The organism is Arthrobacter sp. StoSoilB20, assembly GCF_019977295.1.
Taxonomy (GTDB): domain Bacteria; phylum Actinomycetota; class Actinomycetes; order Actinomycetales; family Micrococcaceae; genus Arthrobacter; species Arthrobacter nicotinovorans_A.
Window position 1 is genome coordinate 1,320,342 of sequence record NZ_AP024651.1, and the last position, 21,764, is coordinate 1,342,105.

Genomic DNA, 21,764 nt, shown 5'->3' on the forward strand with positions numbered 1-21,764 from the left:
GCCGCGACGGGCAGATCAGTACCAAGATGGGTGAGGCATCCATCGGACATAACAATACTGTTCGTAACTTACTCAAGTGTAGGAAAACGGGGAAACTGAACAAATGGCAAGGAAGAAATCGTCGAGAAATCGTCTTAGGGTGCTGGTCGCTTACGTAGTCGCTTTGGTTGGCGCATCAACCCTCGGGGTCGCGGGGGAGCCTGCTGCCCAGGCTTCTGCGAGCCAACACTTGGACCCCACTTTCGGGAAATCCGGCATTTACGTTAACGACTTTGGCGGGGCGAATGGACCGGGTGCGCTGGCAACCGGCGTCGATGCCAAAAATCGGACGCTGATCTTGGGGATTGTTGCGACGCAGGAAGCAAGCCGGACGATAGTCGTTCGGCTTCTGCCTTCCGGCCAAGCCGATCCAGCATTTGGCAAGGCTGGCGTCGTTGACGTGACCTTCCTCCATGCCGTGAAAGACCTGGAGGTCAGGCCTGATGGGCGAGTGCTGCTTCTAGGAGCAATATCCCGGAACGGGGTCCATGGTATTCCCGCCGTTGGGCAACTCAATATTGATGGGAAGCCAGACCTGGCGTTCGGAGTTTCGGGAGTGGCCACTCTGCCGACGAATGGTCCGGGACTGCCGAATGAAGTCCAGTTTGATGCTTTCGAATTGGCCACGGACGGCTCGATTCTGATAGCAGGGTCACCGGGAAACGTGGCAGTCGGGGTTTGGCGCTTTTCTTCAACTGGACGATTGGCTGCAACCTTTGACGCAGTGAACTTGCCGGAGGGCGCCGTCTTCTGGGCAGCTGAAGACATCGACGTTGACAAGAAGGGTTTTATCATCGTCGCGGGTGGCGGCGGTCGCATTGTTCAGGGGCAACAGAACAGCCAACAGTATGGCAGCATCTTTCAGTTCACTGCAGAGGGACAACCCGACACGCGAATGGCAGGGTCTGGAGTCATCCACCGTCTCAATAGTCCGCAAGTTCAGGCGGTGGCGAGCTTTCAGGACGGAACTCTCATTGCAACTTCGTACCCGACTTTGGTGGCCTACACTTCCAGAGGTGCTCCACTTGATGCGCTAACGGTTCCGGACATGAACATATCGGATTTGGAAGTCGACAACAACAATCGGGTGATAGTCGCCGGGTGGGGAACATACGACCGACGCGACAAATTTGCGTTGTGGAGGATGAATGCCGATCGCACCGTTGATAAGTCCATTGGAATTAGCGGCCTGGTAGCCACCGACTTCGCCGCAGGTAGCGCTTACATGATGGACTCTGCGGCCTTGAACGATGGCCGAGTGGTGGCTGCTGGGTTCATAAACGCGCCGGCAACGAGCGCGAGGCCCTTAGGGGTCGGTAGCTTCGCACTTGCCCGCTACGATTTCGATGCTCAATCGGGGCCCGATCCCGCGGTCAAGTTGGATTTCAATGGCGATGGTGACGCCGACGTCATTGCTAGGGACACCACGGGAACGCTGTGGCTGTATCCGGGCAATGGCCAAGGAGGATGGCTGCCGAGACTCCAAATAGGTTCTGGGTGGAACTCCATGTCAGCCATTACAAGTGGTGGCGATTTCAACGGCGATCAAAGTACTGATGTCATGGCCCGTGATATTTCAGGCGGCCTCTGGTTGTATCCCGGAAATGGTCGAGGTGGTTGGTTGCCCCGAACACAAATTGGCTCTGGATGGAACGCGATGTCCGTCATCCAAGGCGTCAAAGACTTCAACGGTGACGGCATGTCCGATGTGCTTGCCAGAGACAATGCGGGTGCGCTTTGGCTATACCCTGGAAACGGCAAAGCCGGTTGGTTTGCTCGCACTCAAGTTGGAACCGGATGGGGTGGGATGAGTTTAATCACCAGCCCAGGTGATCTGAATGGTGATAACGCAGCCGACGTTCTTGCCCGAGATCCGGCCGGTTCGTTGTGGTTATACCCGGGAAACGGAACCGGGGGATGGCAAGCCCCTTTCCAGATAGGAACGGGCTGGAATGTAATGACTACCCTTGCCTCTTCGGGTGATTTCGATGGAGATGGGAACGTGGACATCGTGGCGCGAGACTCGTCTGGTAACCTCTGGATTTACCCCAGAGGCGAACGCGGTCATTGGATACTGCCACGAAAACAAGTCGGCGTCGGCTGGAACATCATGACGGCAGTGCTCTAACTGACCCTGCTATGCGTATCGGCAGGTACGCGGCAAATGTGTGCGTCGATTGCCTTTCCCGACTGTTGCGCGAAGATCGCCCCAAATGCCGTGGGGGGGGTCGGCGAGGTCGTCGCTGAAGGTGATGTCGCCGTCGTCGATGGTTTCCAGATGACCATGTAGGTGCATGCCGCGACAGCCGAGTTCGCGGAGGTGAATGGCGTGGCCACCGTCGGTACCCGAGAGCAGGGGGTTCGGCGCGAAACGGGCGGCGGGGGAGGGGAGTGCTTCGCGGGTGAGGGCGTTGACGCCGAACTCGGGACCGTGCTTGCCGGTTTCGAGCATCCAGTAGATGAGGTCCTGGCCGCGGTATCTCCGGGGCGCCTCGGGGACGATTGAGACGGAGAGGTGGACTTCGCGGCCGGCGGCGTGGAGCTCCTCGGCGATCTGTCCGCCTGACTGACCGGTGCCGACTATCAGCACGGCGCCCTCCGGCAGTTGCTCAGGGTTGCGGTAATCATGAGTGTGGAGTTGTGTCACGCCGGCGGGGAGCATGGCGGACAGGGCGGGGATCTTGGGGACTTGGTATGCGCCCGTCGCGAGGACCACGTTCTTGGCCCGCAGGTTCCCGAGCGATGTCCCAAGATTGAAGGCGCCGTCCGACGCAGGGGATAGCCGGGTCACCTCCACGCCCGTGTGGACCGGAGCGGCAATAAGCTCTGCGTAGCGCCTGAAGAGGTTGACGACAGCATGCGTGAGATGAACGCGTCCCGGTCGTCGCCGTCGTACGGCATGCCGGGGAGTTCCAGCGCAAGGTTGGGGGTATTCATGTAGAAGCTGTCCCAGCGGTCCTGGAAGGCGCCGCCCGGGGAATCGCGACGTTCCAGGAGCTGATGCTCGACGCCGAATTACGTGAGCCAGTAGCTCGTCGTGAGGCCGGCTTGGCCTGCGCCGATGATGACCGTATCCAGGGTCGGTCCCATGGGGTGAACTGTACGCTTCGGAGACCTGTAAGGGGATGGACGAAGACGGATTTCTACTGGCTGAGCACCTGAAACGGCTGCCGCTGGAACGTCCCCGATGCGAGGTAGCAGGATGCCGCGTGTGTCCAAAAGACATAGGCTTTCGGAACGTATCTAGGGGGATGATTCGCACATGTCGACTACAAAATTGATTCGGCTTCTCGACATCACAACGTGGGTGGTGATCGCGGTTAGCCTGTTTCTGCTCGTCAGCGGCCTATTGGACAACGTCTGGGCGACGGCGTGCCTTATAGCGACTGCCGCTCCGTCAATTGCCAGTTGGGTGATCAAAGACAGGCTCACTGCCACGACCAACGGTGACGAAACGCAGCAGCGATAAAAAGGCGATCTGAAAAGTCAGGCCCGAGGTATAGCAGCGCTGGGCATTCCGGACATCGGGGCTGCGGCTGTCAGTGCGGCTCAGTTATCCAGAAGGTACTTTCGAGCAGTCGCAACCTTCATATACAGGCGGAGATCATCTCCGCCCGTGGATTTGAAGCCGTGGCGGGTGTACCAGCCAATCAGTCCAGGATTGTCAGCGTCGACCACGATGACCTGCCCGCCTCCTAGTGAAGCGGCCTCAACGATCGTTTCCAATCCAACTCTGAGGAGTTGCCAGCCCCATCGCTTTTCAGAATCCCCGCGAAGAGAACGGTCAAGGGCAAGCTTTGCCAGTAGCCAAGCGGGTGTGCTCCGCAGCAGATTCCGCTGGAGGGGCTTGGGCATATCGTCCCGGACCACCTGCGTCGGACAAATGGCAAAGTATCCAACAACCTTTTGCTCGGTGGATATCTGGCTCTCAATGAAGAGGTAGACCATGCTGGCACCAGATTCCACTGATTTCGCGGCGTGCTCTGTGAGCCACAGGTTGTAGCTCTCCTCGCCACAGTCGAAGGCCCCCAGATCCATTCCGGGGGCCAACCTTACTATTGAATAACTGGGCTGGGTCATCGACGAATAAGCCGTGGAAGCTTGGACAGCGTCTCCAGTTCGGGCGACTCGTCGGCCACGTCGAGAGAAGCCATCATAGCGTCGAAAATCTCCGGGGCCATGAGGGTGGTGTCCGCGCGTGCAACTACTCGTTCCGCGGCCTGCCTGGCAGCATCAGTGACAAACGCCGTCTTGGAAACGTGCAGTAACTCCGCCGCCTCTGAGATCAACTGGTCGGTGGTCTCGTCGGTGCGTAGTTCCAGTCGTCGGGTCTTGGTCATCGACATGGTCTCTACCTCCTCATTCGAGTGTACGGTATTTGTACGGCATTAGGCAGGGGGTCTATGTCGCAAGTGATCCGACGCCCACTCCCACCCAATCAACTCCTGCTCCAGCCGTACCCGATCCCCATATGAGCCCGACTGCAGGCCCTCGTAAACCCCCGTCTCCTCAACAGTGAGCCGGCCCAGCGCAGCCCGCGAAGGCGAAGTCTCCTCGCCCCACATCTCACGATGTGCCAGCAGAGTCGCTTCGTCCATCAGCACGCTCGTTACCTGCGGATGGACTGCCCGGAGCTGATCCAGGATGCCAAAACCGTGGGTGTCCAGATCGCCCCAGTACAGCACCTCGCAGTCCCGCAACCAAGCGGCGTCCCGCAGTGCGGAGAAGCCGTAGCCCTTGCCAAAGATCGCCATGGCACCGGCACGCTCGGGGAGAGCGAGGAAGTTCACGAGGTTTTCGGTGATGATCACCGTCGTCACAGGGAGCCGAAGAGACTGAAAGGCAGACGCCGTCACCGTCACGTCCCGGGCATCACCGAGCAATGGAATTGAGGGGTCCAGCATTCGGAAGCGCAGCTGCTCCGGCGGATGAAGGAATCCGTGACGTGAAGCGAAACGCGCTGCCGGTGTCCGGGCAGCCGGAGCACCAAGTAAACCCTCATCGGTATCCGTGGCGATCGGCAAATCTGCTGGATCATCCAGCGGCGCAGAAGCCTGCGATCCCACCAGCACAGCCACCATTTCATCGATAGTCCTGCGGTGAGTTTCGATGAACTTTGTATGCACCCCAGGAAGGCTCAACTGCCGGACAAAAACACCAGGAGAAGGATGTTCCCGGAGCCACGAGGCGACACGCGCAGCCGTCAGCGCGGCTTCCCCCAGATCGAGGAGCGGCTTTGGCCGCCGAGCAGCCCACCTCCGCAACAAAGGGTCCAAGCCAGCCAGCGAATCAGCCAAGGACAGGAATCGAGCCAACTCCCGTGATCTGCCAACAAAGGCTGCTTCATCCGCGGCTGATGCAAACACAGCCACAGCGGGAAGCTGGTTAGACCCGATAGTGGTGCGGCCGACGTCGACCGTTTCGAGGCTGTAAGGCCCAGCGGCGGTGAACAGAGCCGCAGCCCATTCGCGTGCGGCCGCGTAATCGTCTCGAAGCTCCGTGGCGGAAGGCCGCTTCAAGGCCCGGCGCCGTGGATACACACCCGAGGGCTCCAAGGCCTCTCGCATGAGTTGGCCACGGTCCCACGCCGTCAGGGAGAGCGAACGAAGCGCAGCGAGCGAGGTCCACCGGGAAGTCTTAGACGGCACGCTTCTCCCGTTCCTCTCGGTATTCGGTGATGGTCATGTTGCGCAGCTGGGAATCGTTACCGTTCGTATTCGCAACGAAGCCCACGTGCGCCACAAACGGCTCGATCACGTTGATCTTCTGCAGCGGGGTGACGATCAGGAGCTGGAGTTTCATCCGCTGGAACAATTCCATGCCGTAACGGGCAGACTCGTCGGAGCCTCGACCGAAGGCTTCGTCGATCACCACAAAGCGGAAGCTCCTGCCTTTTCCGGGGCCGGTGCTTCGTGCGGATCCTTTGCTGGAAGCCAACCCGAACTGGAAGGCCAAGGCGGCCGCCAGGATGGTGTACGCAAGCTTCTCTTTTTGGCCACCCGATTTACCTCCGGAGTCCGTGAAATGCTCAAACTCCTCACCGGTTTCTGTCCATTTCTCAGACGCCGAGAAAGTAAACCAGTTTCGGACATCGGTCACTTTGGCAGTCCAGCGCTCGTCCAGGGTGGAGAAGCCTTCTCGACCCCGGAACCGCTCAATCAGCCGCTCCACCTGCAGATACTTCTGCTCCGAGTACTGATCGTCGTCACCAATGGTTCCCTCAGAGCAGGCCCTTAGATCGATGCCGAACTGCCGGACATCCAGGTCAGTCGAGTTCTGGTGTTCCAGCTGGATGTGTCTGCCAGGGTTGTATTCGATATCAGCCAGGGACAGGTTGATCTTGCCGATCCTGTTCACGATGTCCTGCCGCCTGCTATCCAGGAAGGCGTTGAACGCCACTACCTCATGAATGGTGTTCTGCGTCAGTGAATCCTTGAATCGTGCCTCGAACCGGGGCAAGTCATCACGCTCAAGCTGTTCCAAGAGCCCGAGGTATTCATCGGCAGCCTCAAGGGTCGCATCTACTTCTGTGGTCTCGTTGGGGTATTTGTTGCGGAAGTCTGCCATCAGCCGCACCGTTGATGCCGCGGCCGTCGCGATCTTCTTGGTGAGCGCGTCAATTCTGGTGGTCAGCCCCGAACGAACCGAGCTCTCGGTGGACACGGTGTTCCGGTAGGTGAGCGCCCTGTCCCCGAGGGTCTCGGTAGTGAGCCGTTCGACGGCGGCCAGCACATCGCCGTCGTTGGTTAGCGGCTGTCCTTGAAGAGTCAGGCGACATTCCACGATTGCCGCTGCAATATCACGGGCGTCCTTATCGTTTGCCCCGATTCGTTCACGAATCTTGTCGGACCGTTCCTGAAGCTTCCCGATACGGTCCTCGATTTCGGTTTTCTTGGCGGTGAGCTGCTGGAGCACGCTGCTGGCTAGTTGAAGCTGACGCTTTTCATCCACCAGGTCCTGGACCCTGCGGGCAGTCAGTTGCCAGCTGATCTCCGAAAACTCCGTGACGGACCCGACGTTGCCCAGCAGTTTGATCATCCGCCCTGAGTCACCCAGGGACGCGTCCACCTTGGCAAGCTGGGCACGAACACTGCGGTACTTGCCATCAACATCATCCCGTTCGGCACGAATCCGCACGATCTTGTCATGGTTGTCCCACCCCAGAACAAAATTGCGACGATCCATCAGCCCCGCGCGGTCATCCTTCTCATGCCGTCCACGGGCGCCCTTCAACTGGCCATTGATGGTCAGGGCTTTTGGCAGCCGACGGAAGTCCTCCATGCTCTCGCAGCACACGTAATCGAACCTGGTGTTCAGTTCATCCAGGATGAAATCGCGGAACGGCGTACCCTGCTTGATGGCGATCTTCGCGCCAAGCGTCCCCACCGCAGGCATCCGTTGCGGATAGGAATCGCCAACCCGGCGGTACACCAGTTTGCCCTTGAGGTCATTCCCATCCACCCACGAGCTCACGGCAGCATAATGTTCAGCGGATACCAACAGCTGTAACGCAAAGCTCCGGAGCGTTCGTTCGGCAGCGCCCTGCCACTCAGCTTCGCTATCGCGGACACGCAGGAGCTCGGCAGCGTAGGGCAGTGCCGCCTCAGCAATCCCTGTGCCTTCGCAAATACGGCGACGAAGCTCCAACTGCTGACGGCCCAGCAAGGTCTGGCGCGAACCAAGGCTCGTCAATTCAGCGTCCAGGTCCTCCCGCCGAGAGTCCAGCGCAAGGACCTCCGAATGGAGGGCCGTACGCCGATCCTGCAACTCGGCCGTGGTAGCAGCCAGGTCCTGCTCCACCTGCTCCAATTGCTGACGGTTCGCCTCAAACAGCACCCGGTCATTGGGCGTGACCAGCCCAAGCTCGACGACGGCACTCGCGTACTGCTCGAATCGTTTTCGTTGCGTCTGGGACAACTCTTCAAGCTGTGCCACCTCAGCGTCGATAGCAGCAAGACGGCCACCGCCACTTGTCCGGATGTCCTCTTGAACGATCGAGAGGTCATGCCGAAGCCGGGCGATGTCCGAGGCGACGTGGGTGCTGTCTTCGCGGAGCTTTTGCGCTGTTCGGTCCAGCTCGCCCTGATGCTCCAGGCTCAGGATCAATTGCTGATCGGTGAACCACGAATGCAGCTGATCGCGCTGCTGGCGGGCAAGTTCTTCTTCGGTGCTGAGCTTGAGGTGACTGGCCGCCCCGGCACAGATCGGCCGCAACAGGTCGATCTGATCCTTGGCCCGAACCACGGCTTCGTGCGCCTTCTTGAGGTCATCAAAGTGGCCGATCAGCTTGCTGATCCTCGCCTCAACATCATCGTCCTCCAGCATGTTGGTCCGGACGAAGTGGGTGATGTTCTCCACCTGCTTCATGGAGACGGTCCTATGGAACAACTCCATGGCCTGATTGCCGCTGATGCCAAAGTTTCGCTTGAAAGCCGCCGCGTATGGATCGAAGGTGTCTTCCACCTTGACGCCGTTGGCCTTCAGTCTCTTCTTCAGCTTTGCGGGATCCTGCCCGAAGTTGGAAAAATCCTCCGCAATGGACTGCTCTCCTTCCGCCAGGGAATAGAAGCGCGTGGGTGTGCCCGCTTCCTGCATGGTCCACAATGTGACGCCCAAGGTGATGGTCTTCTCCAGCACGGCGTTGTGGAAGATGCCGAGAACTACTGTGAGGGTGCCGGGCGCCCGGAGCGCGACGGGTTTGGAGTACTCGCCGCCTGTGCTGCGGGTGCTCTTGTGATAGCCGCGAACATAGGACATCAGCGTCCGTTCGCGCTTCTGCGCACCAGCGGCTTTGTTGTAGTCGATCCGGTTGGCCGGCAAAAGCAGCGTGGTGATCGCGTCCACCACAGTGGACTTCCCGGAGCCAATATCTCCGGTCAGCAGGCTGTTGGCACTGTCCAAACGGAACGTCCGCACTCCGTCATGGAAAGTGCCCCAGTTGAGCAGCTCCAAACGCTGGAGCCGAAACCCGGGCGGCAGGACGTCGTCGTGCTCCTTATCCGGTGTCTCCTCGATGCTGAACAGCGTGTCCTGAACGTCGGTGGTCATGATTTGTTGCCTCCGGTGAGTGAGTCGCGGTAGTCCGCCAGCCGCGCGTCGAACTCTTCCAACCACTGGGCGTCGACGTAGGCCTTGACGATGCGCATGACCTCGTAGGCTTCGGTCTGGCCTTTGAGCCTCCGCAGGAAGCCGAGCTCCAACACCTTTTTGATGTTGGTTCCCAGCCGGTCCCGGAGCCGGGCTTCATTGCTGGACTCGGGCAGGAAAACGGACACCATGTCCTTGATTTCCATCTCTGTCATGATGAGCCGGAGTTCACTGCTGTTGGTGTCGAACTCCAGCATCCGCTTTCGGAGCAGGACCAGCATCAGGCTGACATCGAACGTGAGTTGCCGGCGTGGGATGAGCCGGGGGAGGACACCTTCGGGATCCTCACGTGACTTGAGGAACGCGTAGCCTTCCGACTCATCGACGATCAAGTTGAGGCCAAGAACCGCCACATAGTCCCTCACCTGGGACGTCAACGTGATCAGGGATTGCCACATCTTCTGGTCAGCCTCTGCGTACATCACACCTTTGAACAGCCGCGTCACTACGGCGGGCAGCTCGTCGGGTGTGCTTGCTGGTTCAGTGCTCATGCCGGCCTCACAAAGATGATCTGGTCCATGGTTGCTTCCTTTAGCGTTCCGTCCGGGAGCTGCCACCGAAGGTTCTGAGTCGTCTCCGGATCGATGGTGGCCCAGTCCGACTCGACCGCAAGCTGGTAGTACTGGACGAGTTCCGCGAGTCCTTGAGTCAACGGATGGGCGTCGGTAACCTCTTCGAGAGTTGCCTGGTCTTTGCGTTCCAAGACGTCATCGATGTTCCATTTCAGCCGCTCCCTATCTACATGGAACTGATTGAACAGCGCGCTCGCATCAAGGTCTTGATCATCCGCCGCCACTACTTCATCCACCACCATCACGCGGCTGCCGGGTTCATATAGTGGCCGTTCGAACGGCAGCGCGACGTCCACAGACGACGCTTCCAGGTCCATAAGAACGCTCGACGGCGGGTGCTCCCTCGTGTCCAGGGCGCTCGTCTCGATGCTTCGGATCAGTTGCATAATGCGTTTGTTCTCCAGAAACACTTTGTCGTCAAGGAGCCTCCGCATTTGCTGTGACAGCTGCCTGACTGTGCCCTGAGTCTGTTCAACTGCCGGCAGCCAGTCCTGATGCAGGTTGGTGATGGCATGGAGGTTCTCTGATCCCGCTAACGCCTCAATGTGGGTGGCCCTCCTGAGGAGGTCGCTGAGTTCGTTTCTGAGCTGGGGTGACATCAGGTAGTCCCAGAAGCCTTGGAACGTGCGGCCTTGAAGGGAACTGCCGATGTCCTGCTGGTTGGCGAAGATAGTGTCCAGAAGTTCACCCTGGCTACCGTCCCAAGTGGCGATCTGCTCCCGCACCTGGCGGTCCAGTTTCCGGAAGTTCTGCTCGACCTCACGGAAATCGGACAGTAGATCCTTGGCCAAAGCGGTGAGCTGCTGGAAGTGGTCCAAGGCCTCCGGGCCCGTCATGACTTTGACGTCTCCGCCCCGGATCCGATCCATCTCGTGATCAATCTGGTCCCTTTGCCGTTGGAGTTCGGCAAGCCGCACCTCGGGGTCCGTTTCGGATTGCTGCACCAGTGTTTTCAGGACAGCGAAGATGCTGGTGAGCCGGGACTGCGTGGCGACAAAATCGCGGCCCTTGAGGCTCTCCACCCATCTGACGACATCCTCCGCTGCGGCGGTGAGATCGAAGTGGGGCTCGTCCGCACCCGGGACGTAATATTTCCGCAGCCAGGCGCGTTCCGGGTCTGCCCAGTCGTCAAGGTATTCAGCGGCGCTGCGGGGAAACCTGTCCTCGCCGAAGGTTTCCCGGACTCCGAACAGGACATCGTCCAACGTATCCAAGAGCTGCTGGCGCCCAACGTTGCGTTGGTTGGGGCCCGTGAAGGCGGCTATGAAGAAGTGCAGGGCCAATGGCGCGTTCTGGGCGCGGAGAAGTGCCCAACCTGCGTGGTTCTCACGCAGCGCATTGATGGCGTAGAAGTCCATATGATCTCTCGATGATCCGGGTCTGTACCAGCTTCTTGCCAGTCTCCTGATTCACAGGCTAAGCCAGATCCCTGACACTTTTTGAGTCCTCCGATCACCACCGGATGGATAAATATTTCCCAGCACTAGCTATCTGCTCAGAACTCTGTAGACTTGACGGTGTTGTTGTGTTTGGCATTTGGTAGTTCAGGCAGTCCCCACGGTCCCTCTGGATCGTGACCTTCTGAAGTAACGGTGGAGAACACCCCACACCGGAGACCCGAAAGTCGGGAGCATCTCCACCTTCAGTAAGGACTGAAAAAAATGGCTACAGGTACCGTGAAATGGTTCAACTCCGAAAAGGGCTTCGGCTTCATCTCTCCTGAAGATGGCAGCCAGGACGTTTTCGCTCACTACTCTGCGATCAACTCCTCGGGCTACCGCTCCCTCGAAGAGAACCAGAAGGTTTCCTTCGACGTCGAGCAGGGCCCCAAGGGTCCCCAGGCAGTAAACATCCAGGCTATCTAGTCTTCGGATAACAAAGAAGCAGGGCCGGTCATTGACCGGCCCTGCTTTTGTTTGCCCTCAAAGCGGTGATTCTGGATTAGACGAACTTCGACATCCGTGACCAGGCCGCCGTCGAGACCAGAGCCACCAGGACCAAGGCCGCTACGGACAGCAAGACCCCGAGCTCAGTCCACACTGGAAAAGGCGCACGTGGGTTAAATCCGCCCCAGTAGTTGAAGACGCCTTCTGCCGCAGCCGTAAGGATGTTGCGGGGATCGTAGGGACCCGCGAAGGGTAGCAGCAGGAGCAATGCGCCGGCGGCCAAGCAAGGGATCAGCATGCTCCTGGCCACGAGCCCAGTAAAGAGCCCTAACGAACCAAATCCGATGGCTACAGCACTGGCGAACGCGATCTGAATGATGGGGTTGCCAGCACCGGCGTCGTTGACTGAATAGATGAAGTCGTGGCTATTGCCCTGTAGGAAGAGCGCCCTCAGTGCCGGCGCTGCACCCCAGCTCAGTAAGGCTGCTAGGACCACCGCCGCCACTGAAACCAATGCGATTGCTGTCAGCTTCCCTGCCACATAGGCCGCAGCGTCCTGAGCAACAATTCGATCCTTCAGAATCCGCCGGCGAACATCGCCCACGGCTGTCCCGCATCCATAGATGAAGAAGAGCAGCGGGATGACCAAGAAAGTGATCATCTCCAGCCCTGTGCCGATGGCATGAGTACCCTCCAGGGCGCGGTCGGCGAAGTAGGCGGCCTCGTAGTCAAAGCGGAGGGGATTGTCCACGATACGTTGGGCGCCTTGGATGAGGACGTTGTTTGGTTGTTCCATGGCTGCGCCCAAAGACAGGCCATTTTCCGCAGCGTGTGCCTCCGAGGTCTGCAGCCTCGACAGTGTGGCCGTGACGTTGCTGATGCTCCCGACGAAGGCGAAGACCAGCGACGCTGCCAAACCGCCGATGGGTAGAACCAAGGCATTGCTCCAGAGCTGGTATCGGAGTTCTGTTCTCAGGGATTGCAGATACTTGCTCATCGAACGAGCGCCCCGGGTTCCCGGTCGAGACGGACTTTCCCTCGGCGAATGGTGAAGCTGGAAGAGGCAAGGTCTCCGTAAGGGGAGTAGTTATGATCAAAGACCATGACACAAGTGCTCGCTTCAGCGGATTCGAGCGCTTGGCGAAGCGCACGCCTCCCAGGCTCATCAAGGCCTGCGTTCGGCTCGTCCAGCAGAATGCATGGCCGGCCACTTGCGAAAGCCGCTGCCAGCTTGAGCTTCTTTCGCTGCCCCAACGAGTAGGTGGACGATCTCCGATTCAGCAGATCGCGGCTGAGGAATGTCCTGATGGTGGGATGGGCAACGGCCTGACGCCGGGGGATGTCCAGGAGTGCGCTCAGATTCTGCACTCCCGTGAGGCGCTCATGAAGGGCTGAATCAGCGAAGGCTGCAGTGACATAGTCGCGGAGATCGCTTTTGTGCCAGGTCGCCTCTCCGGTGAACCGCTCCAGCCCCGCGAGGCACTTGAGGAGAGTGGTTTTGCCGGTTCCGTTTTCACCCCGGATGAGGTGGATTCCGGTCGACGGAACTAGGAGATTGACGTTGTTGACCACGCGATGGCGGCCGTAGCTCTTGGACAGGTTGGTGATGCGCAGCATTGATCCTCATTTGTCCCCCCACAATGGAATGCCCGAGAATCACCCCTTCACGCTGACGGTTCCGGGTGATTGAGCAACACTCTCATCCTGCGAGCTGGCCTGTGTCAAATGCGATGCGACGGCGGGCTGCCCGGTAGCGTGCCTGCGAAAGCCTATATAGAACATATTTCCTAGTCAGGAAACGATAGTTCGAATACATATCCACATAGCGAATTACACCCATGTAACTCTCGCTCAGCCCTCCGTAGCGTTGGAGGTAATCCACCAACAGAGCTGAGGGAGCATCCCATGGATCACCTGACTACCGAACAGCCCCACCACCTAGACGAGTCCCGCCACCACCTAGATTTGCCCAAATCGCCACCTAGACGGTCCCAAATCGGCCTGTGCAAGGCCGTTTTGCCACCTAGTCCCGTTTTCTCGATCTAGCCTGCGAAGTGAGCCGCATGTCGGGCATCCACAGAAACAGAAGGTTGGGTCGAGTGTTCGATTCTGAGGTTCAGCGAATCCTCGACTACGTCGCACGCGGGATCGGCGTGAGGGTCGTCGGCGCCCCGGGCAGCGGCAAGACGTCAGTAGTCCGCAGTGTCATGAGCAATTTGGAAAAGACCGGCGTAGCCGTTCACTTCATCACCGGACTGCGCACGCACCGCACCATCCCGTATGCAGCCATCAAAGGACTCGGGCTGGATTTGAGGCCTGGCCGCAGCGGCGTGTTCGACATCGCGGACGTGTTGACCAGTCAGCTGGCCACCAACGGGAAGCACCTTCTCGTCGTCGACGATCTCCACCTGGTGGACAGCGAATCACTGGCAGTTCTGGAGGCGGTTCGACGCCGATCCACCTGCCCCATGGTGGCCACGGCCCCCGAAACCTGGGCCTTTTCCAAAGGGCAGCTGGCCATCCTCAACAACGGCCGCGAGGCACATCTGCAACTGGACCCGCTCCACTACGAGCAGGTTCACATGCTGATCGCACACGTCCTCGGTGCCCCGGCTGATGCGGACACCACAGCCCGGATACTCACCAAGTCTGCCGGCAACCCCCGCCTCATCGTGCGGATCGCCGAGACCGCGTCCCTGAGCAACTTGCTGGTCATGAAGGATAAGCAGTGGGGGATGACCAGCAACACCCTCTGGAACGAGCACCTGCGGGGCACGCTCGAGTCGCTCCTGGCGGAGCTCAGCGCAGACGAGTTCACAGCCCTGCACACCATGGCAATCCTCGGAACCGCCCGCGTGGACGTCCTTCAAAAAGTCATCCAGCCCGAGGCACTGGAAGGCCTCGAACGCAGGGGCTTTCTCTCCGTCATGGACGATCACCACAATGGCTCCATCGCCGCCATCAGCCCACCCGTCATCGCTGACTACTTCAGCGGCAACAAGAACCTCAGGGACCGGAAACTCCTGCGCAGAAAGATCGCCGGTGTGCTGGAAGCCGTACCGGGGGCAGAGCAGGAAAACCGGACAACGGCAGACTGCCTCGTCCGCGTCCTGGCTACCTTGAGAGCTGAAAGGGGCGACGGCGACGCCGTCACCGCCCGCCACTTCCACGACCACAGTTCCGCAAGGGAACGTATCCGTTTCGAGCGGTGGGAAGCCAACAAGAACGCCGCCAACGCCGCATCCGTGCTCCGGATCTATTGGGGTGCCCCTGTTGACGTCCGGCGGGCGGTCCGAATCTGCGACGAAACCACAACGTCCGACGCCGATCCCAAGGACCTCCTCTTCGTCACCATTACCCGCGCGATGCTCGCCGTCCACACAGGACTCGGCCCCGGCGCCGCCGTCGAGATTCTCCAAAGCGTCGCAGCCGATCACCCGCACCTTGCCGAAGAAGTCGACCACGCGATCACTTTCCTCAGTGCCTCGCACGGCCGGGTTCCTGCGGCCACGCCGCTCAATGCCTTGGAGCCTCAACCTTCCGGGATGGGCGGCTTGGTCCACGGGCTACTGGAGCTCTACCGTTTCAGGCCAGCCGCAGCTTACGACGCCGTCGAAGGCCAGAATGATGACGACGCCTTCTCCCACCTCCGGCCGTTCATCCGCGGCTTCGCTATGTTCGCTTCCGGACGCGTTGAGGAATCCCTTGTCTTCGCTCTGGACTGGCGGACCGAAGCACGCAAGAACCTGGACCAATTCGGCGTGATCACCAGCAGCTACATCGCCGCCCACGGACTGCTGTATCGCGGGCACTTTGAAGAAGCCGAATACCTCATGAGCAGCGTCTTCGCGATGGGCAGGCCTGGCTTCGTGGTCGATGCCCTTTACGATGCGATGCTGCGCCTCGCGGGCCTACGCCACGCAACCACTGCCACGCCGCCGGCCCTCTCAATTGCCGCGCAGGCGCGGACTGAAGTGCCCGACGTCGGACCCTTACCTGGTGTTGGAAAGGGAGCCTATGAGCTGGTTGCCCACAACAGCGCTCAGCCGTCCACGTTTGACCGCAAGGCCGCGAAGCTCGTCCGGCGCCAGCTGAAGAGCGGCTACGTTCTGGAAGCCCTGATGACTGCACTGCTGTGCACCTGCCTAAACCCGGGGCGTCCGGTCCTGGATCTGTTGCAGAAGATCCTGCGGGACAGCGGCGTCACGATTCACGATCAACTCATCGGCATCGCAACCGCCGTGGTGGAAGGTGACCACAAGCTTCTCGGTCTCTTGCTGATGCATTACGAACCTGACATCGACACCTACCAAGTGGGGATGCTTCTCCGTGGCGCGCTCAAGAGGCACGTCATAGAAGGGGACACTGCCGCTGCAGACGCCATGGCTCAGGCTTCGTCCATGTTCGCCGTCAGGTTCCCGGCAGCCAACGAGCAACTCTCCTTCAACTCGTTCAGGACCACACCGCTCACTGAACGGGAGATCGAGGTGGCCGTGCTGGCAGGACACCGCACCAACGTGGAGATTGCCGAACACCTGGGCATCAGCGCCAGGACCGTGGAAAACCACATCTCCAATGCACTGCGCAAGACCGGCGCAACGTCCCGCAATGGACTCTTCATGCTGGTTGGGAATTCACTTCCGCCAAGAGGAGCCGGGATAAGCTGAAAGCAATTCTCCCAACGCCGGTCTCCGACGCCATGCCCTGAGCCCGGTCCCTCAGCGTGAAGGGTTTCAGTGAATAACTCCCCGGCCTTGGCCCGTCGACTCGGCACGTTCGATGCCTCCCTCATTGGCTTGGGCTCCATGATCGGTGCGGGAGTGTTCGCAGCCTTCACCCCGGCCGCTGCTGCCGCAGGATCCGGGCTGCTCATAGGCCTGGTGGTGGCTGCCTTCGTGGCCTTCTGCAACGCGACGTCCTCAGCGCAACTCGCGGCCAGATACCCGACGTCGGGCGGGACCTACGTCTACGGGCGGGAACGGCTGGGAGCCTGGGCCGGGTTCCTTGCCGGGTGGGGCTTCATCATCGGCAAGACCGCCAGCGCTGCGGCCATGGCCATGACCTTCGCCGCCTACGCCGCACCGCAAGGTTGGGAACGCCCGGTGGCGATTGCCGCCGTCGTACTTTTGACCGCGGTGAACTATCACGGGGTGACCCGAACGGCGGGGCTCACCCGTGTACTGGTGATTGCGGTTCTAGCTGCCCTGACGATTGCTGTCACCGCAGTGTGGGGCGGGTCCGGTCCTGACTTCGGCGACTTCCTGGGGGAGGGGTTGCTGGCCGAAGGCTGGTACGGGATCCTGCAATCCGCCGGGCTCTTGTTCTTCGCGTTCGCCGGGTATGCGCGGATCGCGACCATGGGCGAGGAAGTCCGGGAGCCCCAACGCACCATTCCCCGGGCCATCGGGATCGCGTTGGGCATCACAATCCTCATCTACGCCGTCATCGCCGTGACCTTGCTGGCTGCCCTTGGGCCCCAGGGTGTTGCCGGTACGCCGACACCGCTGGCCGATGCAGTCGGCGCAGGAACGCTGGCGTGGGCAGAACCTGTTGTCCGCATCGGAGCCGCTGTCGCCTCGCTGGGTGCACTGCTGGCACTGGTCGCCGGACTCGGCCGGACCAGCCTGGCAATGGCCCGCGAACACGACCTTCCGCACTGGCTCTCTGCTGTCCACCCCAAGTACAAGGTTCCCCACAGGGCCGAGGTGACCCTTGCTGTAGTGATCTGCCTGATCATCGCGGTCGCCGATCTTCGCGGTGCCATCGGCTTCTCGTCCTTCGGCGTGCTGCTCTATTACTTGGTGGCGAACGTCGCCGCTTACACCCAGCCACGTGAGGACCGGCGATACCCGAAATTCCTGCAGGTGGCTGGAGCGATTGCGTGCGTTGTTCTCGTCGCGACGCTGCCGCCGTTGTCCGCGGGGCTGGGCGTGCTGATGTTCGTGGTGGGTATCGCGTACAGGCTCATCCGGCTGAGGGTAGGCCGCTAGGCCACTGCCCGGGCCGGCACTGGGAGGAATCGGCGGATCGCAACCGCCGAGACCACAGCGATAACGCCAGTGAACAGCCAAGGCGAGGCGGCCGCCGTCGAGGTTTGGTCTGCAAACTCGTAAAGCGGCGCCATGGCCGTGTTGCCGATCAGCACCATTGCGCCCCCGCAACTGGCGAGGAGACCGTAATAGGCGCCGGTGGGCCGGCCACCGGCGAAGTCCAAAACGAGCCGCATCGCCGTGGGATTCGCACACATGTTTCCAAGGCACAGGCCGGTGACGAGAGCCAGGGCCGGCAACACTGGCAACGATGCGATGGGCGGCTGAGTGGCCAGTATTGCGACGGCGGTGAATCCTGCGGCTTTCAGGCTGAGGCCCAATGTCAGGGCGTTGCGCTCGCCGAATCGGCGCATGAGCTTGGCGATGGGCCACTGCAACGAAACCGTCAACAAGGACGCGTACGCGAACACGAAACCCAGTGCGCCGGCGTCGAGGCCGCTGCGTCGCAGCTCCACCGGGAGCCCGAAGTACAGCTGATTGTGCGCCAGCAGGCTGACACTGAAGAAGCAGGCGAACGCGACGAAGCGCTTGTCCCGAAGGCAGGCCAGCAGTTGGTGCTTGGGGACTGCTGCGTCTCTTGGCTGTCCGCGACGGTCGGCGCGCGGCAGAAACCGCCAGAAGACGAAGGCCATCACCGCGAAGATAGCCGAGGCGACGTAGAGGGAGACTTCGAAGCCGAAACCCAGGAGCAGGCTGCCGAGCAACGGGCCTGCCACGGCCCCGAATTCGCCCACGATAACGAGCGACGCGAACAAGGTTGGCCGGTGCTTCCCGGACGGTTCCCGCCGTGCCTCGGCTGCGGCCACCAGGCTTTCGAGGGCCGGTGAGAACAACGCACCACCGATGCCCGTGACGATGGCTCCCGCGAGGAAGAGGCTGAAGTTGTCGGCCGCAGCCAAGAGCAGATAGCCACTCACCCGGACGATGCAGCCTGCGACCATCGTGTAGCGGGCACCCCAGCGATCGGAGATGGCACCGCCCACCAGGAACATCCCTTGCTGGGCAAAGGTCCGAGCTCCCAGGACAACCCCGATGGCTACCGCGCTCATGGCGAAGTCGTTGGCCATGGTGAGCGCGATGAACGGCACCACAGAGTAGAACCCGATATTGAAAATGAGTTGGCTTGAGAGCAGGAGCTTCGGGTTGGGGGTGGCTGGCCGTTCCCCGGTATGGCGTGCTGTCTGGGTGGAGCTGGTGGCGGGTTTCATGAACGGCTTTCCTTGGCGGCAGGCACGTTCGAGACTATCAATAATCGTTCTCGTGTACTCCTGTGACGGCTCACGGAGTCTCTGGCTGGGCACGACTCCACCTGGGGGTAGACGGGTGGAGCCGTGCCGCAGTGCCTCCTACGCCAAAGCGGGTGGGGCTCCCGCCGGACACCGGGACTCCCGCTTCGAAGGCACAACAGGAGACTATGCCCGTTTTCCTCCACTAGGTGGCAAAAAGAGGCAACTAGGTGCCGTACGCGGAGAAATTAGGTGTTGGTGCGGAAGAAAATAGGTGGTGAGGGTGAGCGCCTAGGTGTTGGCCCGCCGTCGTGCGTTCCGTCGTTCCACCGACTCCATGTAGGTGACGATGCTCGCGATGGTCAGCGCGACCGAGAAAATCACAGCCAGCAAAGTGGAAGTGTCCTGGAACGGAACCACTATCAAGGGGCTCAGCATCATGGCATTGCCGAACCCGGCTGCAGCAAAGACGCCCGCTTTGAGAAGAAGACACTTGAGGGAGCCGACCATCAGCACGGCGATCGGCGCCACGACTCCCAGCGCCATGGTCAGGACGACGGCCATTGCCCTCAAATCTGCGGGGTCCAGGACGTCGAGGCCATCAGGAGGGGGCGCCGTACCAAGCAGGGTTGCCGACACAGCCGAGCAAACAGCTACGACGCACGTGATGATGCGAAGCGCCGCCGGGTAGAAATGCGTGATCACTGGCAAGTCCTTGTCCTCGTTGAGTTCGACCCCCTACATAGAGGTAGTGAGAGGAACCGGTGGCGAGTGACGCGGGATCGGGGGTGACTGGCAGAATTGCCGTTATGGATTCGCCTCAAACCGTTCCGGCGGTCGAGCTTCGCCTTTCGATCAGTGGCACGGAGCCCCTGATCTGGCGTCAGCTTGTCCTCCCGGAAAGTGCCACCCTCGCCGAGTTGCACGGTGCCATCCAGTGCGCGTTTGGGTGGAGGAATTCCCACCTTTACGCCGTAGCTGGCCACGACCGGTCGGGTAAAAAGCGCCTCTTCATGGACGTCGACGACGGCGACGGTCCAGAAGGTGCCGAAAACCCGGCCGCCGCGCGGCTGCTGGAGTTGTTTGACCCTCAGAAGCCGGGAGTATCAGACCTCCTTTACGAGTACGACTTCGGCGACAGCTGGACACATGAGATTGAGGTTGTGGGCCCGGCCGAGCTGCAAGAGAACACCATCGCTTGCCTTGACGGTGCGATGCGGGGACCTATTGAGGATTCCGGCGGAGTGGCTGGCTACGCCAACGTGGTTGCTGTTGTCTCCAACCCCAAGCACCCCGAGCATAGGGAAGCCGTTGAGTGGCTTGAATTCGTGACGCAGGAGAGTGTCTTGAAATTCGATCCGAAAGCTTTTGATCTGGTGGCAGTCAGCGGACAGTTGCGCAGTTTGGCGCAGCGGCTCTGGTCAGGTGAAGTGACGGTTGCGGACTACGAGGACGTTCTGGGCCCGATCCTATGGTTTCTCCAGGAAGCCCAGCACGACGGTCTGCCGTTGACCTCTGCTGGATACTTGAAGCCGTCCTTCGTCAAGCACGCCATGACCGAGCTTGGCTGGGACGACGAATGGATCTCGGCTGGACGGGTCGAGGTGAGCACGTTGCCCATCCGGAGTCTTCGGGAGCAGTTGCAGGAGTGGAAGCTTCTGCGCAAGCTCAAGGACAAACTGCTCCTCACGCCCAGGGGACGGAAACTGGCCGGGGATCCCGAAGCCCTGTGGGCTTTCCTGGCAGACCAGTTCGCGAACCCAGGCAGCGATGCCGAACGCTTGGCAACGCCCCTGTTCGTTCATTGGGAGCTGACTGGCGACGAGCCGCCCTACAATCTTCGGGACCAAGTGATCCAGGCCGCCCTTCACCACGGCGGTTTGAGAACCCGGACGGGTGGCGAGATTCCTCTGTCGTGGGCGAGCGACCTCTACTACGACGTCACACGTAACCTGCACCGACTGGAGCTATGGGAACGCCCAGGTTGGGTGCGGATGAATGAGAAGTTGTCCGACGCCGGCGTTAAGTTCCTCTTGGAGGTTCAGAGCCGGATGGACTGATCGCGCCAAGGTTCACTCTGAACCTCTTGGGGTGATTCCCGTCGTCAGTGCCACCATTGTCTGATGACGAGAGAAAACGGAGTGCCGCGTCGGGCGCAACTGCTGCAGTTCTTTGCCGAGGAAGTACTTGCGCTAGGACCGAGCCGTCAACTTATAGCTATCGACGGGGTTGATGGAAGCGGTAAATCAACCTTCGTGGAAGCGCTCGCCCTCGCAATTCATGGGCGGCCCGTCGTGACAATTCACCTGGATGATTTTCTCAACCTTCAGGATGTCCGCCACCGCCGGGGCCGAGCATCTCCAGAGGGATTCTGGCTGGATACTTACGATTACACTGCTTTCGACCACAATGTCCTCGCACCTTTGAGAAATGGCGGGAACGGAAGAATTCGAAGGGCGGCCACAGATGCCGGCAATAACGTAAGAATCGAGGTCAAACCCCAGCTGGCCCCGGACAACGCTTTGGTGCTAGTAGAGGGCATGTTCCTCCACCGCGATGAGCTGGTTGGACTCTGGGACTACTCGATTTTCCTTGATGTGCCCTTTTCCGAGACAGCCAGGCGGATGTCCATAAGGGACGGGAGCAACCCGGACCCGGAACATCCGTCGATGCGGCGATACGTCGGCGGTCAACGTATCTACTTTGAGAATTCTCAGCCGTGGTTGCGGGCTACGAGAATCGTTGACAACACCCTTCGGGACGCACCCAGGCTGCTGTCAGTTCTGGACGCGATGCAGCGACAACGTTAGATCGCCACCGAAGCTCGCGCAGGCTTTGACCGGC

At 60.3% G+C, this 21,764-nt stretch carries 17 protein-coding genes; 6 read left to right on the plus strand and 11 right to left on the minus strand.

Annotated features, from left to right (window positions below; all coding sequences use genetic code 11):
* Positions 1-103: 103 nt before the first annotated feature.
* Complete coding sequence (locus tag LDN85_RS06075) at positions 104-2,167, plus strand: FG-GAP-like repeat-containing protein (protein WP_223944880.1); 2,064 nt, start codon at positions 104-106, stop codon at positions 2,165-2,167.
* Between the two features lie 9 nt (positions 2,168-2,176).
* Here LDN85_RS06075 and LDN85_RS06080 read toward each other — a convergent pair whose 3' ends face one another.
* From LDN85_RS06080 to LDN85_RS06110, 7 genes are all read right to left on the minus strand, one after another.
* Positions 2,177-3,265 carry an NAD(P)-binding domain-containing protein gene (locus LDN85_RS06080; RefSeq protein WP_223944881.1) on the minus strand — a complete coding sequence of 363 codons (1,089 nt, stop codon included), beginning with the start codon at positions 3,263-3,265 and terminating at the stop codon, positions 2,177-2,179.
* A gap of 323 nt (positions 3,266-3,588) precedes the next feature.
* The gene (locus tag LDN85_RS06085; RefSeq protein WP_223944882.1) at positions 3,589-4,119 is read right to left on the minus strand and encodes a hypothetical protein; all 531 of its coding nucleotides are present in this window, start codon (positions 4,117-4,119) and stop codon (positions 3,589-3,591) included.
* The gene (locus LDN85_RS06090) at positions 4,116-4,385 is read right to left on the minus strand and encodes a DUF1778 domain-containing protein (protein WP_223944883.1); all 270 of its coding nucleotides are present in this window, start codon (positions 4,383-4,385) and stop codon (positions 4,116-4,118) included. Before LDN85_RS06090 ends, LDN85_RS06085 begins: the two co-directional genes overlap by 4 nt.
* Positions 4,386-4,427: 42 nt before the next feature.
* Entirely contained in the window at positions 4,428-5,687 is a 1,260-nt protein-coding gene (locus tag LDN85_RS06095) for a DUF3322 and DUF2220 domain-containing protein (RefSeq protein WP_223944884.1), read from the minus strand.
* The gene (locus LDN85_RS06100) at positions 5,677-9,087 is read right to left on the minus strand and encodes an ATP-binding protein (RefSeq protein ID WP_223944885.1); all 3,411 of its coding nucleotides are present in this window, start codon (positions 9,085-9,087) and stop codon (positions 5,677-5,679) included. Before LDN85_RS06100 ends, LDN85_RS06095 begins: the two co-directional genes overlap by 11 nt.
* Positions 9,084-9,677 (minus strand): DUF4194 domain-containing protein, encoded by a 594-nt coding sequence (locus LDN85_RS06105; RefSeq protein WP_223944886.1) that lies wholly within the window; start codon positions 9,675-9,677, stop codon positions 9,084-9,086. Before LDN85_RS06105 ends, LDN85_RS06100 begins: the two co-directional genes overlap by 4 nt.
* Entirely contained in the window at positions 9,674-11,116 is a 1,443-nt protein-coding gene (locus LDN85_RS06110) for a DUF3375 domain-containing protein (protein ID WP_223944887.1), read from the minus strand. The genes LDN85_RS06105 and LDN85_RS06110 overlap by 4 nt, the downstream gene beginning before the upstream one ends.
* 303 nt (positions 11,117-11,419) lie before the next feature.
* On the opposite strand from LDN85_RS06110, the gene LDN85_RS06115 reads away from it, so the two are divergent.
* On the plus strand, positions 11,420-11,623 hold the full coding sequence (locus LDN85_RS06115) for a cold-shock protein (RefSeq protein ID WP_011773907.1): 204 nt from the start codon (positions 11,420-11,422) through the stop codon (positions 11,621-11,623).
* Between the two features lie 76 nt (positions 11,624-11,699).
* Here LDN85_RS06115 and LDN85_RS06120 read toward each other — a convergent pair whose 3' ends face one another.
* Both LDN85_RS06120 and LDN85_RS06125 read right to left on the minus strand, forming a co-directional pair.
* On the minus strand, positions 11,700-12,641 hold the full coding sequence (locus LDN85_RS06120) for a hypothetical protein (RefSeq protein WP_223944888.1): 942 nt from the start codon (positions 12,639-12,641) through the stop codon (positions 11,700-11,702).
* Entirely contained in the window at positions 12,638-13,261 is a 624-nt protein-coding gene (locus tag LDN85_RS06125; RefSeq protein WP_223944889.1) for an ATP-binding cassette domain-containing protein, read from the minus strand. Before LDN85_RS06125 ends, LDN85_RS06120 begins: the two co-directional genes overlap by 4 nt.
* 482 nt (positions 13,262-13,743) lie before the next feature.
* Here LDN85_RS06125 and LDN85_RS06130 point away from each other — a divergent pair, with 482 nt between their 5' ends.
* Together LDN85_RS06130 and LDN85_RS06135 are read left to right on the plus strand one after the other, a co-directional pair.
* Positions 13,744-16,311: a LuxR family transcriptional regulator gene (locus LDN85_RS06130; protein WP_223944890.1), complete on the plus strand. Its 2,568-nt coding sequence runs from the start codon at positions 13,744-13,746 to the stop codon at positions 16,309-16,311.
* A 69-nt stretch (positions 16,312-16,380) separates the two neighbouring features.
* Positions 16,381-17,634, plus strand: a complete 1,254-nt coding sequence (locus LDN85_RS06135; protein WP_223944891.1) for an APC family permease — start codon at positions 16,381-16,383, stop codon at positions 17,632-17,634.
* On the opposite strand, the gene LDN85_RS06140 is transcribed toward LDN85_RS06135, so the two are convergent.
* Positions 17,631-18,902 (minus strand): MFS transporter, encoded by a 1,272-nt coding sequence (locus LDN85_RS06140; protein WP_223944892.1) that lies wholly within the window; start codon positions 18,900-18,902, stop codon positions 17,631-17,633. The genes LDN85_RS06135 and LDN85_RS06140 overlap by 4 nt on opposite strands.
* Before the next feature lie 309 nt (positions 18,903-19,211).
* Entirely contained in the window at positions 19,212-19,625 is a 414-nt protein-coding gene (locus LDN85_RS06145) for a hypothetical protein (protein WP_223944893.1), read from the minus strand.
* A gap of 104 nt (positions 19,626-19,729) precedes the next feature.
* Here LDN85_RS06145 and LDN85_RS06150 point away from each other — a divergent pair, with 104 nt between their 5' ends.
* Together LDN85_RS06150 and LDN85_RS06155 are read left to right on the plus strand one after the other, a co-directional pair.
* Positions 19,730-20,980 carry a plasmid pRiA4b ORF-3 family protein gene (locus LDN85_RS06150; RefSeq protein WP_223944894.1) on the plus strand — a complete coding sequence of 417 codons (1,251 nt, stop codon included), beginning with the start codon at positions 19,730-19,732 and terminating at the stop codon, positions 20,978-20,980.
* Between the two features lie 63 nt (positions 20,981-21,043).
* The gene (locus LDN85_RS06155; protein WP_223944895.1) at positions 21,044-21,730 is read left to right on the plus strand and encodes a uridine kinase; all 687 of its coding nucleotides are present in this window, start codon (positions 21,044-21,046) and stop codon (positions 21,728-21,730) included.
* Positions 21,731-21,764: the final 34 nt, after the last annotated feature.

Coding starts and splice junctions, on each gene's coding strand:
- LDN85_RS06150 (WP_223944894.1), top strand. CDS start 19,730: ATGGATTCGCCTCAAACCGTTCCGGCGGTCGAGCTTCGCCTTTCGATC.
- LDN85_RS06105 (WP_223944886.1), bottom strand. CDS start 9,677: ATGAGCACTGAACCAGCAAGCACACCCGACGAGCTGCCCGCCGTAGTG.
- LDN85_RS06090 (WP_223944883.1), bottom strand. CDS start 4,385: ATGTCGATGACCAAGACCCGACGACTGGAACTACGCACCGACGAGACC.
- LDN85_RS06080 (WP_223944881.1), bottom strand. CDS start 3,265: ATGTCTTTTGGACACACGCGGCATCCTGCTACCTCGCATCGGGGACGT.
- LDN85_RS06125 (WP_223944889.1), bottom strand. CDS start 13,261: ATGCTGCGCATCACCAACCTGTCCAAGAGCTACGGCCGCCATCGCGTG.
- LDN85_RS06120 (WP_223944888.1), bottom strand. CDS start 12,641: ATGAGCAAGTATCTGCAATCCCTGAGAACAGAACTCCGATACCAGCTC.
- LDN85_RS06155 (WP_223944895.1), top strand. CDS start 21,044: ATGACGAGAGAAAACGGAGTGCCGCGTCGGGCGCAACTGCTGCAGTTC.
- LDN85_RS06100 (WP_223944885.1), bottom strand. CDS start 9,087: ATGACCACCGACGTTCAGGACACGCTGTTCAGCATCGAGGAGACACCG.
- LDN85_RS06115 (WP_011773907.1), top strand. CDS start 11,420: ATGGCTACAGGTACCGTGAAATGGTTCAACTCCGAAAAGGGCTTCGGC.
- LDN85_RS06075 (WP_223944880.1), top strand. CDS start 104: ATGGCAAGGAAGAAATCGTCGAGAAATCGTCTTAGGGTGCTGGTCGCT.
- LDN85_RS06110 (WP_223944887.1), bottom strand. CDS start 11,116: ATGGACTTCTACGCCATCAATGCGCTGCGTGAGAACCACGCAGGTTGG.
- LDN85_RS06085 (WP_223944882.1), bottom strand. CDS start 4,119: ATGACCCAGCCCAGTTATTCAATAGTAAGGTTGGCCCCCGGAATGGAT.
- LDN85_RS06140 (WP_223944892.1), bottom strand. CDS start 18,902: ATGAAACCCGCCACCAGCTCCACCCAGACAGCACGCCATACCGGGGAA.